General features: G+C 60.3%; 9 protein-coding genes. 3 read left to right on the top strand and 6 right to left on the bottom strand.

Going from position 1 to position 12,255, the window contains the following annotated elements:
* Positions 1–50: 50 nt before the first annotated feature.
* The 6 genes from DSOUD_RS15020 to uvrC all read right to left on the bottom strand — a co-directional run bounded on the left by DSOUD_RS15020 (position 51) and on the right by uvrC (position 9,390).
* The gene (locus tag DSOUD_RS15020) at positions 51–755 is read right to left on the bottom strand and encodes a DUF6602 domain-containing protein (RefSeq protein ID WP_053551775.1); all 705 of its coding nucleotides are present in this window, start codon (positions 753–755) and stop codon (positions 51–53) included.
* Positions 752–3,265, bottom strand: a complete 2,514-nt coding sequence (locus DSOUD_RS15025; protein WP_053551776.1) for an N-6 DNA methylase — start codon at positions 3,263–3,265, stop codon at positions 752–754. The genes DSOUD_RS15020 and DSOUD_RS15025 overlap by 4 nt, the downstream gene beginning before the upstream one ends.
* A 2-nt stretch (positions 3,266–3,267) precedes the next feature.
* Entirely contained in the window at positions 3,268–4,101 is an 834-nt protein-coding gene (locus tag DSOUD_RS15030; RefSeq protein ID WP_053551777.1) for a KilA-N domain-containing protein, read from the bottom strand.
* Between the two features lie 92 nt (positions 4,102–4,193).
* Complete coding sequence (locus tag DSOUD_RS15035; RefSeq protein ID WP_053552411.1) at positions 4,194–6,719, bottom strand: DEAD/DEAH box helicase family protein; 2,526 nt, start codon at positions 6,717–6,719, stop codon at positions 4,194–4,196.
* Positions 6,720–7,126: 407 nt separating this feature from the next.
* Positions 7,127–7,543 carry a gamma-glutamylcyclotransferase family protein gene (locus tag DSOUD_RS15040; RefSeq protein WP_053551778.1) on the bottom strand — a complete coding sequence of 139 codons (417 nt, stop codon included), beginning with the start codon at positions 7,541–7,543 and terminating at the stop codon, positions 7,127–7,129.
* Positions 7,543–9,390 (bottom strand): excinuclease ABC subunit UvrC, encoded by a 1,848-nt coding sequence (gene uvrC / locus DSOUD_RS15045; protein ID WP_232426458.1) that lies wholly within the window; start codon positions 9,388–9,390, stop codon positions 7,543–7,545. Before uvrC ends, DSOUD_RS15040 begins: the two co-directional genes overlap by 1 nt.
* Positions 9,391–9,636: 246 nt before the next feature.
* Here uvrC and DSOUD_RS18890 point away from each other — a divergent pair, with 246 nt between their 5' ends.
* From DSOUD_RS18890 to DSOUD_RS15060, 3 genes are read left to right on the top strand one after another with little or no spacing between them, the layout of a single operon-like run.
* Positions 9,637–10,503, top strand: coding sequence for a hypothetical protein (locus tag DSOUD_RS18890; protein ID WP_053551779.1), 867 nt, complete (start codon positions 9,637–9,639; stop codon positions 10,501–10,503).
* Between the two features lie 39 nt (positions 10,504–10,542).
* Positions 10,543–11,064, top strand: a complete 522-nt coding sequence (locus DSOUD_RS15055) for a cyclic nucleotide-binding domain-containing protein (protein WP_053551780.1) — start codon at positions 10,543–10,545, stop codon at positions 11,062–11,064.
* Between the two features lie 7 nt (positions 11,065–11,071).
* Positions 11,072–12,196, top strand: a complete 1,125-nt coding sequence (locus DSOUD_RS15060) for an AI-2E family transporter (protein WP_053551781.1) — start codon at positions 11,072–11,074, stop codon at positions 12,194–12,196.
* Positions 12,197–12,255 lie beyond the last annotated feature (59 nt).

Genomic DNA, 12,255 nt, shown 5'->3' on the forward strand with positions numbered 1-12,255 from the left:
GTACTCCCTTGGAGGCGGTTGGGCAGGCACCAGCGCTTGCTCGGCATCGATCAGGGCACAGGCGCTTGGTTCGCCGGAATCCACAAGCTCCGCATCATTGAAAACAGCTCCTTGATGAGTGGGGACTTAACCGCTCGGATGAACCGGAACTTGCCAGGGCTCATTTCATATTTCCGCAGGAAAACCTTCTTCCCGTCCTCAAGGGAGACGAAGAAATCCAGGTTTGGATAATCAATCTTGCGCCAGTCGGCTTCGGCCTCATTCGGAATCGTGGAATTATCAAAATAGGTACTGTTCGCGACATCATAGGAATAACCGAATCGACCCATGATGGTCTTCAACTCCAGATCGACCTTGTAGCACACCACCCCATATTGCGGGACCCGCTGGCCTTGGAGGTTCTGAATCATCACCGCTTTCTTCTCTGCTTTCCTCAAGTCACGTCCCGTGCAGTTGCCTTTCACTTCGATCACGCAGAGTGCGTCGTTCTTCTCCACGAAGCACTGCGAGCCGAGACGTCGCAGGTGTGCATGTGGGCGGCAGAGAATGATGTCCAACTGGCCCGCGTCGTGCTGACCATCTGAAACTGTCCCCTTCACCAGTTTTGGTTTGGGATCGGAGCATGACTCCAAAGTGGAAATCAAGAAATCTTCGCGGACTTCGCCCTTCATCAGCTCGTGCGTGATGATCTCCGAGACGCCATACTGCGCCATCAGGAGGTCTTCCGAGTATTGATCGAACTCGGCGAATTTCATGGCTTCTCGTCCCCATCCCAGATGCGGGCGAGGGTGGCTTGGATTTTTTGCTCGAGGCGGGTGATCAGTTCGCGGTTGGCGGCGACCAGCGCTTGCTCGGCTTCGATCTCCGCCACGATGGCTTGCTGCGTAGCGAGGGGCGGGAGGGGCACTTTGAGTTCATTCAGAATGTTTTGGGATAGGTTTCGAATGTTCGCGCCTTGGCCAACTGTCTTGATCATCTCCGCAAAGTCACGGGATTTGAAGAAGTGGGCGAAGAAGAGCGGCAGTGCTCGCTGGTCCTGAATTCGGCCTCGAATCGTGAAGCCGGAGAACGTCGTAGGTTCTCGTGGCGGAGGGACAAACAACGAGCGCCCGACTAAGTCAGGATTACCGTTTGATCGAACGAAAAGAATGTCTCCAGTTTTGACGAGGTAATCGTCTGCGAGTGGCGCGGCCAGATGCACTTCGTCGAGGTCGTCGAGTGGTGCGTAGAGGTTCGCCTTAAAATCACTGACGCCAATGATCTTTACAGTGTATCCCGACGAGGTCTTGTCGAAGTTCAGGCCGTTCTTAAATGAACAGATTTCGCTTAGCTGGAAGATCGGCCAGTCGGGATGGATGGGGATGTGGGGGCGATAGTGGTCGAGGACGGCGCGGGCGCCGTTGATGACTTTCTGGTAGCCCTCGATCTCCGCCACGATCTCCTTCTGCACCTCCAGCGGTGGCAGTGGGATTTGGAGTGCGGAGAGAAAACTTCGCGTCACTCCGCGAACACCGATACCCTCCGCATTGCGCTCAACCACTTGAGCGATGTGGTGCGCTGCGACACGGATGAACTCAGGTGTGAGGCGCTCATTGTCTTTCGATACAAGTGCCGTGAGGTCTTGATTGATGGCGTAGTCGTCGTTTGCAAATGCGAACTTCCCGACGGAGACGCGGGTGATGATGATGGTCGATCCTTTGGGAGCTACTCTTGTGGATGTCTCTTCAACCGCCTTTTGGGAAATGAGTTCGTAAGAGGTGATGAGTCCGCGTTCGTCGATGTGCTTTGATGAAATCCATTTCACCGTGCCGTTTGTCCAATAGGACTCATTTTTTTTGGACGGGGTTGCACCGCCGATAAGAATGCACACTTCGCCAAGTGGGACGTTCGGGAAAAACGAAGCGCGTGCAGCGCCCTCCCGATACCGCTCCCCACTCAGGTTGTAATCCCCATTCGCGGCGATCTTCACCTTCGTTACGATTTGGGCGGTGGACAGGGAAGAGAGGATGGATTCGGTGGACCCGTTGGAGCGGAGGGACTGGAGGTACGCGGCGAGTTCGGACTGGACCTGCGGCAGGTCGTTCTTCTCAATGGCTCGTCGCTGGGCGCCGAGGCCGAAGCCGTCGTTCTCGACCTTGAAAAAAGCGATGGTCTCGGCGGTTTTGGCAAGAGACTTGTCGAGAATCAGGATCGAAGTCTTCACCCCGGAGTAGGGGTTGAAACACCCCGCCGGCAACGAGATCACGGCGACGAGGGCGTTCTCGACCAGCAGCTTGCGCAGCTCCTTGTAGGCGCCCTGACTCTGGAAGATGATCCCCTCCGGCACGATGATGGCGGCGCGACCATTGGGAGTGAGGTGCTCGGCCATGTAGTCGACGAACAACACTTCGCTGCGCTTGGCCTGGATGGAGAAACGCTTGTGCGGCTTGATCCCCCCCTTCGGCGACATGAAGGGCGGGTTGGCGAGGATGACGTCGGCGAATTCGTTCCAGCGCTCCTCGGAGGTCAGGGTGTCGTACTCGACGATGTGCGGATCGGCGAAGCCGTGCAGGTAGAGGTTGACCAAGGAGAGGCGCACCATGTCGGGGGAGATGTCGTAGCCCTTGAAGTTTTTGGCGAGTCGCCCCCTGTCGTCCGGAGTCAGGGTGCTGTTCCCCTTGGCGTCGGTGTTGGCCGACAGGATGTGCTTGTAGGACGAGATCAGAAAACCGGCGGTGCCGCAGGCCGGATCGAGGATCGTCTCGCTCTTCTTCGGGTCGAGGACCTTGACCATAAAGTCGATGATGTGGCGCGGGGTGCGAAACTGCCCGGCATCTCCCTGCGACCCGAGGACCGAGAGGAGATACTCGAAGGCGTCGCCGAGGCGCTCGCTGTGGTCGTAGCTGAACTCGTCGATGATCTTGAGGAAGGCGCGCAGCGTCTCCGGATCGCGATAGGGGAGATAGGCATTCTTGAAGATGTCGCGGAAGAGGAGCGGGATGCCGGGGTTCTCCGGCATCTTGGTAATCCCCTCGGCGTAAAGGTTCAAGGTTTCGTGACCACCGAGACCGGAGTGCATGAGTTTGGCCCAGCCGTAGCGGGCAAAGTCACCGGTGAAGAACTTGCGCTGTCCGCCGAACTCTTCGCTCTCGGCGTCCATGTCGTCCATGAATTTGTAAATCAAGGCGATGGTGATCTGCTCGACCTGCGATTTAGGATCGGGGACTTTTCCGACAAGAATGTCACGAGCGGTGTCGATGCGGCGCTTGGTATCGGTATCGAGCATGTTTATCCCTTGAGTTTTTTGATTGCCGAGGCAGAGGTGAGGACCTGCATCTGCCGGATGGCGATTTCATTGAGGCGCTTAAGCCGTTCCCCTTGGGACAGACCCATGTGGATGAGTTCGGCGTTCATGCCTTCGAGGTTGGCCAGCACCAGCAGTTGTTCGATGGTGGCGTAATCGCGCATGTTGCCTTCCAGGCCAGCGTTGGCATCCCGCCATTGCCTGGCGGTCTGGCTGAAAAGGGCCACATTGAGGAGGTCCGCTTCACTGGCATAGGTCATGGCAATTTGCGCGGGGGTAATTGCCTCCGGTATCAAGTGGATTTTGATGGCATCGGTATGGATGTGGTAGTTGAGTTTGGAAAGGGTGCGGTTCAGGTTCCAGGCAAGAGAGAGGCGACGGCTTTCGTCTTCCTTGAGACGTTGGAACTCCGTGATCAAGTAGAGTTTGAATGCTGACGATATCCATGTTGCAAACTCAAAGGCGATATCCTTGTGTGCATAGGTGCCGCCATAGCGCCCAGAGGTTGAGGTGATGCCCATTGCTTGCGTGGCGGCGATCCACCGTTTCGGCGAGAGGACAAAATAGTTACTTCCGGCTTCACTTTTAAACCTCTCGAATTCGATAGGTTTAAAATCCGGGTTGTTCAGCGTTTCCCAAAGCCCAAGAAATTCAATAGTGCTCCGGGTGCGCATCCAGTTATTGATGATCGAAAAAGGCTCCTGTGAATCCCGATACCGAGCAATATCTGTAAGGGAGATGTAATCCTGGTTATGTTTGCTAATGATGGCGATCGCCAACCCCTGAACTTCGAGTGTGCTTCTCTTTTCCTTAGTCATGACATTTGTGCTCCCCAAACCCCTCGAATTCGAGGGGTTTAAATAGGGTGAATTCGCCGTATTTAGCGACGCATTGTTATGAGCGCATAGAATTATGCCGCAAACTGATTCAACGAGACGTAATCCTTGACATACTCCGGGACGAAGGTGCGGTATTTCGGCGGCACGGCGCGGAAGTCGCTGGAGGAGAAGACCGGGTTGGTGGCCAGATCGGTGTAGTGCTTGCTCTCGATGATATGGCGCACCTGGTCGCTGGTGACGTAGGCCTTGAAGAAGGTTTTGATCGCCGGAATGGCAGCGGCCTCTTCGGGCTTGACGTCGGCGACGAACTTGGCGAACTCCTCTTCGAGCAGTTCGTCCTTCGACTTGAAGCGCGGGATCAGACCGAAGATTTTTTCCAGAATCTCGCGCAAGGTCAGACGACGGTCGACGGCAGCGGCTTTGCGCAGCTTGTCGAGAGTGTAGTACTCCTCGGGCTTGTCGAAAACCTCGCGGTTGACGTAGTCGATGACCCGGTCCCAATGGCCCGACTCAATCGCCTGGGCGATGAAGTCGTTCTCCAGCACGACCTCTTCGAACTTCTCGAAGAACATCCGGTCGATCCGCATCCCGTCCAGGCCGATCATCTCTTCCTTGATGCCGGCCAGGATGTCAGAACCAAGGTGCTCGTAGGTCTCAGCGTACGGCGGCGGGTCCCCTCCATCTTCGCCCTTATCCTTGGGCTTGGGGAGTTTGAGGACCTCGTCGTAGTCGAACTCGGTCTCGAAGTATTCGCAGTTGGCAAAGAAGTCAAAGAGCTTGAAGGCCTTTTTATGTGGTTCCTTCACCGTCTCCTTGATGCCAGCGTCGAACAGCTGTTCGAGGAAGTTGTGCTTGCGGGTGCCGCGCCCCTTGATCTGGATGAAGTCGGTCGGTGAGAAAATCGGGCGGAACATCCCGATGTTCAGGATGTCCGGGCAATCATAGCCGGTGGTCATCATGCCGACGGTGACGCAGACGCGCGCCTTGCTGGTCTTGTAGGATGGCAGGACGTTACCGGAACCGAGCAGGTTGTTATTGGCGAAGTTGATGGTGAACTGCTGGGCGTCGGAAATCTGCGAGGTCACCTGCACGGCGAAGTCGGACTGGTACTTGCCGGGGAACATACGATCGGCTATCAGGTTGAGGATCTGCGTCAGCTTGGCCGCGTGGTGTTGGCTGACGGCGAAGACGATCGCCTTGCCGACCTCGCCGCTGACCGGGTCGCGCAGAACGTTCTCCAGAAAAGCCTTACAGAAGACCATATTGGTCGCCTCGGAGAAGAAGCGTTTCTCGAACTCGCGCTGTTTGTAGACTTCCTGCTGGTCCTCCCCGGTGTCGTCCTTAAACTCGACCACAAACCCTTCCTCGGAAAGGAGATCCGTCGTGACCTCGGTCCTGGCATCCACCACCGTCGGGCTGATCAGAAAGCCTTCCTTTACCCCATCGAGCAAAGAATAGCGGAAGGTCGGCAGTCCGCTCTCGCAGCCGAAGGTGCGGTAGGTGTCGAGGAGCAGCCGGCGTTCGGCCTCGCGCGGGTCGCGGGTGGTGGGACTGGTCTTGTCGAAGCGCTTGAGGTAATCGCGCGGCGTGGCGGTGAGGCCGAGCTTGTAGCCGATGAAGTAGTCGAAGACGGCGCGGGCATTGCCGCCGATGGAGCGGTGGGCCTCGTCGGAGATGACCAGATCGAAATCGGTCGGTGAGAAGAGCCGCTGGTACTTGTTGTTGAAGAGAAGCGACTGCACGGTGGTGACGACGATCTCCGCCCTCCGCCAGTCGTCGCGGTTCTCCTTGTAGATGACCGTCTGAAAATCGGCACAGAGAAGGGCGGCGAAGGCCTTCTTGGCCTGATCCTCCAGTTCGAGACGATCAACCAGAAAGAGGACGCGCCGGGCATTGCCGGAGCGGAGGAAGAGTTTGATGACGGCGGCGGCGGTGAGGGTCTTGCCGGTGCCGGTGGCCATTTCGAAGAGGAAACGGTCTTTGCCGTCTTTGACCGCCCGTTGCAGGGCGTGAATGGCTTTGAGCTGATAGGGGCGCAAAAAGCGCAGCTTATTGACCTGGACAAAACCGGAGCGTTCGGCTTCGTTGCGCCAGGCCGCTTCCGCATGGTAATTGGGGCGCTGGGTCAGCGCGATGTAGTCGTCGTCGACCAGATCCTCGATGAGGCGCTGCGGGTTGGGCGTGACCTTCTGATAGCCGGTGACCGAATCGGGAGTCGGAAACGAGGTAATGAGATAGGGGTTGCCGCGCTCCAGGTCCCAGAAGTAGTGCAGGTTGCCATTGGAGAGGATGACAAAGCGGCAGTTCAGGGAGCGGGCGTACTTGCGCGCCTGCTCCTTGCCGACCAGCGGGTTTTTCTCCTCGGCCTTGGCTTCGAGGACAATCAGCGGAAAGCCCTTGGTATCGAGAAGCAAAAAGTCGATGTAGCCCTTGCCGGCTTTTTCGAAATTGTCGCCAAGAGTGTCGAGGTCGGCCGTCTTGAGAGTGACACCAGGCTCAAGACGAATGTTGGCGGGTGCGGTCCCCTCTGGAAAGAATCGCCAACCCGACCCTTCGAGCAGCCTGTTGATCTTGATCCGCGCGGTAGCTTCTTTCATGGGCAAACCCATGCAACGGGAAGGGACATGTCTCGCGCTCCTGATCTATACTGCCGAAGGGCATTAATAGCGCGGGTAGATTAGCATTTTTTTGCCCTCGCCCCCAAAACAAAATCGGCCCCCGACCAGACCGCACGGTCTTTCTACGGTACTTGCGGCGGTAACGGCGCGTCTTCTCCGATGCAAGTGTGCAAACGATGTTGTGGTTTCTCTCCCTTTCGTCTCGTTCTGCGGATATTCTTGCGGGGGATGGCGTATTTGGTACTTTTGCCTGCCCGCTCCGCTGCGGGTGAGGTTGGGAAGGCGGGTTTTCTTCCTGGTCCCGCATGGTCCTTCTGGCGACTTCGAGAGGTAGCCTACCGTTATTTTAGGTTAATTTGGGATAGCCCGACAGGCTCCCAGGAACCTCAGCGGTTGGAAAAGTCGCCCCCGACGATGTGCCGCCCCGCATCCCCGGGGCCGTTCCAGTAATAGATCCAGGCCGACACTGGCCCCTCCCCTTCCACCCTCACCGTCCCCCGGCGGCGCAGATAAACGCTTTCGCCCTCCGCGGCGCTGTCGTATTCCTCAAGCAGATCGAGGCTCCGCAGGACTTCCCCGTAGCAGGCCGGATCGAGATACATCAGTTCCCCGACCACCCTCCCCCCGTCCCCCTCCGCCAGAAGATAGGGATACCCCCCTTCCGCAGCCAGATACAGGGTTCCCGCCACGGAAGCCGGAACCTCCCGTAGCGTCCGCCCCCGCAGATAGCGGGGATAGTTTTTCTCCCCGCGGCGCAGGGTGCCGTAGACGAAGACCGGAAGGTTCTCCCCTGCCGCAGGCATCAGGCGTCACCCTCGGGATGAAGAAAGGCGTGGAGGTTGCGCGCCGCCGCCGCGGGGAGCCCGGGAGCGGCCGACAGCTCCTCCAGCGACGCGTCCCGGATTCTCTTCAGACTGCCGAAATGGCGAAGGAGGGCCTTGCGCCGGGAGGGGCCGATGCCTTCGACCTCTTCCAGGGCCGACGCCAGAGCCTCCTTGCCGCGCAGCTTGCGGTGGTAGGTGATAGCGAAGCGGTGCGCCTCATCCCGCAGGCGCTCGAGCATGAAGAGGGCGGCCCCCCCCTGACGGAGCATCAGGGGGTTCTTGCGCCCGGGGAGAAAGAAGCGCTCTTCGCTGCGCTCCACCCCCTTGCCGCGCACGTTGGAAACCACACGGCTCTTGGCGATCCCGGCGGCATCGATGCGCCCGGACAGGCCCAGCTCCTCGAGGACCGCCGCCAGAACGGAGAGTTGCCCCTTCCCTCCGTCGATAAGAATGAAGTCGGGAAGGACGTCCTCGGAAATCCCCCGCGTCAGGCGACGCTTGAGGACCTCGTACAGGGAGGCGTAGTCGTCGGCCCCGGTGACGGTGCGAATGCGGAAATGGCGGTACTGGTCCCGGGCGGGTTCGCCGTCGATGGTCACCACCATGCTGCCGACGCTGAAGTCCCCCTGGACGTTGGAGATGTCGAAACACTCCATGCGCCGCGGCTCCCGGGAGAGGTGCAGGCGGGTGCGGATCTCTTCGAGAATCCCGTCCCGGGCCTCCCGGCGGCTCCCCCGCTCGCGAAAGGTTTCGGCGGCATTGCGCGCCGCCATGAGGACCAGTTCGGCCCGCGCCCCCCGCTGCGGGGCGAGCACCGAGACTTTTCGGCCGCGACGTTCGCCGAGCCAGTCGCCGAGGGTTTCCGCATCCGCCGGGGCGAAGGGGACGAGCACCCGGTCGGGAACCAAAACTTCGCGGCTGTAGTACTGCTGCAGGAAGGAGGAGAGAAGCTCGTCCTCGTCGAGGCGCCATTCCAGGGAGAAATTTCTGCGGCCGATCAGCTTCCCCTGGCGGATAAAGAGGATCGCCACCTCGACTTCCCCCCCCTCCCGATGGAGACCGATGACGTCCTCGTCGCCGCCGCCGGGAGCCACCACCTTCTGCCGTTCCACCGTCTGCTCGATGGAGCGGATCTGGTCGCGCAGGCGGGCCGCCTCCTCGAAGCGTGTCGCCGCGGCGACGGCCTTCATCCTCTCCCGCAGCAGCGCCACCACCGCCTCTTCCCGACCCGAAAGGAGATCGACAACCCCCTGGACCAGCCCGGCGTATTCGGCGGCGCTGATGCGCCCGTGGCAGGGAGCGCTGCATTGGCCGATCTGGTAAAAAAGGCAGGGGCGGCCGCGGCGGCGGCAGGTCGTCAGGGGATAGTGGCGCAGGGGAAAGATGCGGTAGATTTCCTTGAGGGTTTCCCGCACCGCACCGCCGGAGGAAAAGGGGCCGAAGTAGAGCGCTCCGTCGGCGCGGACCTTGCGCACCACCTGCAGGGCGGGAAATTCTTCCCCGGGATCGATGCGCACCGAAACGTAGGTCTTGTCGTCCCGCAGGTGGATGTTGTAGCGCGGCCGGTATTTTTTGATCAGGGTGTTTTCGAGGATCAGCGCTTCTTTTTCCGTGTCGGTGACGATGGTCTCGACTGTCCGGACCCGGGGGAGGAGAAAGCGAATCTGCGCCCGGCCGTCGCCGGCAGCGGAAGAAAAGTAGCTGCGCAGCCGGTTGCGCAGGTTCTTCGCCTTGCCGACGTAGAGGACGGTGCCGTCCTCCCCCTTCATCAGGTAGACGCCGGCGGCGGTGGGGAATTTTTTCGGGTCGATCTCCTCGGCGGCCACAGAAGCGCCCTTTCTCGGCAGGAAAATAAGAAAGCCAGGGCATCCCCTGGCCGGTGAAAGAGTGTTGCCGATGACACCGAGCGCAGCAAGGTGGCCTCGAGCATAGCAAGGGGGCAAGATCCTGTCAACAAAGGGCGAAGGCTCGATAAATCCCCTTGTTGTCCGAGCGACATTCGCTATAATGCATTGTGTTTGCCCTGGCCCCGTCCACGGTTGCACCCTGCTCCCTGCCGACAGGAGGTCGTCATGAAAATTTTCGTCCCCGTTCTCCTTGCCCTGCTCTGGAGCGCCCCGGTCGCCGGAGCGGAATTCGACCCCGCGCCCATCGAGGCGGTTGCCGCAGCCTATGCCGAGGTTCAGCCAGGGCTCGACCGCTATCAGGCGGTCATCGAGACCGATCGCATCGCCGAAATCTTTCGGACCATGACCGCCGGCATCCCCCCGGACCTGCCGCGGCCGACGCCGCCGACCCTGATCCTTTTCTGGTCCCGCGACACGGGAGAGACGACTATCTCGGCGGCGCACCCTCAGCCCTTCCCCACCATGGAAGAGATGATCCGGCATTTTTCCCGCAAATTCGCCCTGGACATGCCGGGCCTCTTTCTCCCGGTGCGCGGCGCCGCAGAACGACGCCGACTGCTGAAAGCAGCCGAGGTCAGGGTGAGCGAATCCCAGCTCGGTGCGGCACGTAGCCTGACCATCAGCGCCACCTTCCGCGACCCGGTCGCCCTCGGCGGCGCCTTTTACCATCGCGCCCTCTCCCTGCCGCAGAAGGAAATCGTCTCCCTGGCCATGGATTTCGATCCCATCCAGAAGGTGCTGCGCCGCCTCGATGTCGGCACCGCCTCGGGGCAGCGGCTGAGCGCCGAACTGCGGCATCTCCCCTGCCGTAACGGCTATCTCCTCAATGAGGTTCTCATCACCTCCCCCGACGGCCGAATCGACGATCGCCTCAAAATCACCTTCGCCGAGGTGAGCGGCTTTCTCCTCCCTGCCCGGCAGGAAAGGAAGAGTCGCCGCCCCGAGGGGGAGGAACGCACCACCGTGACCTTCGTCGGCCACCGCGTCAACCTCCCGCAGACCGCCTCTCCGGTGCAAGGGGAGCCGCGCTGACGGCACAAACCCGGTTCCTTCCCCCGCCCTAAGGACGCCATGAATCCGCTCTGGAGCAATATTTTCCGCAAGAAAACAGATGAGGAGTCCCTCTCCTATTTTCTCGGGAAGGTACCGATCTTTGCCGATCTCGGCACCCGGGAACTGGCCTCCCTCGAGGAGCTTGTCCACCCGCGTCATTACGATCCCCGGGAGACGGTCTTCGAGGAGGGGGACCCGGGGAGCGGCATGTATCTGGTACGCACCGGACATATCCAGATCTTCCTTCGCCATGGTGACGGGACCGAGGAGGAGCTCGCCCTCCTCTGTCCCGGCGACTTTTTCGGTGAAACCACCCTCGCCGCCCCGGCTCCCCGCACCGCTTCGGCGCGCTCCCTCGACCACAGCGAACTCCTCGGCCTCTTCCGCGCCGACCTGCTGGCGACGACCCAGAAATATCCCACCATCGCCAGCAAGATTCTCATGGGGCTGACCCGGGTCGTCAGCGAACGGCTGCAGGCCGCCGGCCTCGAAATCCGCCGGCTGAAAACGGCCGCGACCACCGGGCCGGCCGGAGAATAAGCCGCCGATGACCCCCAGCAAATTCCCCACCCGCGCCGGACTTCTCCTCTTCTATCTGGTCCTGACCGCTGCCATCGCCACCGGCCTGGCCCTTTTTTCTTCGGCCTCGACGATCATTGCCCTATTCCGCGACGCCACCGCCGGCCTCCTTCTCCCCCTCATCCTGTCCCTGATCGCCACCTTTCTCCTCGAGCCGCTGGTCAAGGTCATCGAACGGGGGGGGAGAAGCCGGACGACGAGTATCTTCGTTGTCTTTTTTCTGGTGGCCATCGCCATGGCCCTCAGCGCCCTGTGGCTCGCTCCCCACTGGCAACAGATGTGGGGCTCCCTCAAGACGGACATCCCCCGCTACACCTCTGGCCTGATCACCTTTCTCAGGAGCGCCCAGAACGACCTGCGCCAGCACCTCCCCTTTATCGACAGCTACGACCTGCCGGCCCGGGCCCGGGCCCTTGCTGAACAGCTCGTATCCCAGATCCTGGTCCAGACCCCCCGGTCGGCCCTGCGCCTGGCCAGCCTTCTGTTCATCGTCCCGCTTTTCTCCTTCTTTTTCCTCCGCGACGGCCAGCGGATCATGCGCGCCATCATCGCCCTGGCCCCCAATCGCCACTTCGAGATGGCCCACGACCTCTCCTACGGCATCAGCCGCCAACTGGCTCACTTCATTCGCGGCCGCATTCTCGAGGCCTTTATCGTCGGGCTGGTGGTGGCCATCGGACTCTCCTTCACCGATATCCGCTATGCCCCGCTCCTCGGAGTCTTTGCCGGGGTCACCAACCTGATCCCCTATATCGGCCCCCTGATCGGCATGATCCCGGGGATTCTCATCGCTCTGGTCGACCTCGGCCTTGGGGGGGAATTCTGGTGGATCGTCACGGTCTACTTCCTCATCGCCCAGGTGATCGTCGACGGCTTCATCCTCATCCCGGTCCTGATTTCCCGGGTCTCCAACCTTCATCCCCTGTGGGTGATCCTGGCGATCATCATGGGGGGCAAACTCTACGGCGTCCTCGGCATGATCATCGGCGTTCCCGTGGCCAGCATCATCAAGATTACCATTCTCGAAATCCGCCACTACAGACGCACCTTCACACTCCCCGAAGTCGCAGGCGACGGCGAGCGGATCCTCTGAAGGGACACCGTCGGGTTTTCAAGGTCGGTGCCGCTCCCAGAAACCCCACCCCGGGCTTG

The sequence above is a fragment of the Desulfuromonas soudanensis genome (assembly GCF_001278055.1).
Taxonomy (GTDB): Bacteria; Desulfobacterota; Desulfuromonadia; order Desulfuromonadales; family WTL; genus Deferrimonas; species Deferrimonas soudanensis.

Bases quoted from the DNA above. Each gene is read 5' to 3' on its own strand.
- DSOUD_RS15020 (WP_053551775.1), bottom strand. From the start codon at position 755: ATGAAATTCGCCGAGTTCGATCAATACTCGGAAGACCTCCTGATGGCG.
- DSOUD_RS15025 (WP_053551776.1), bottom strand. From the start codon at position 3,265: ATGCTCGATACCGATACCAAGCGCCGCATCGACACCGCTCGTGACATT.
- DSOUD_RS15030 (WP_053551777.1), bottom strand. From the start codon at position 4,101: ATGACTAAGGAAAAGAGAAGCACACTCGAAGTTCAGGGGTTGGCGATC.
- DSOUD_RS15035 (WP_053552411.1), bottom strand. From the start codon at position 6,719: ATGAAAGAAGCTACCGCGCGGATCAAGATCAACAGGCTGCTCGAAGGG.
- DSOUD_RS15040 (WP_053551778.1), bottom strand. From the start codon at position 7,543: ATGCCTGCGGCAGGGGAGAACCTTCCGGTCTTCGTCTACGGCACCCTG.
- DSOUD_RS18890 (WP_053551779.1), top strand. From the start codon at position 9,637: ATGAAAATTTTCGTCCCCGTTCTCCTTGCCCTGCTCTGGAGCGCCCCG.
- DSOUD_RS15055 (WP_053551780.1), top strand. From the start codon at position 10,543: ATGAATCCGCTCTGGAGCAATATTTTCCGCAAGAAAACAGATGAGGAG.
- DSOUD_RS15060 (WP_053551781.1), top strand. From the start codon at position 11,072: ATGACCCCCAGCAAATTCCCCACCCGCGCCGGACTTCTCCTCTTCTAT.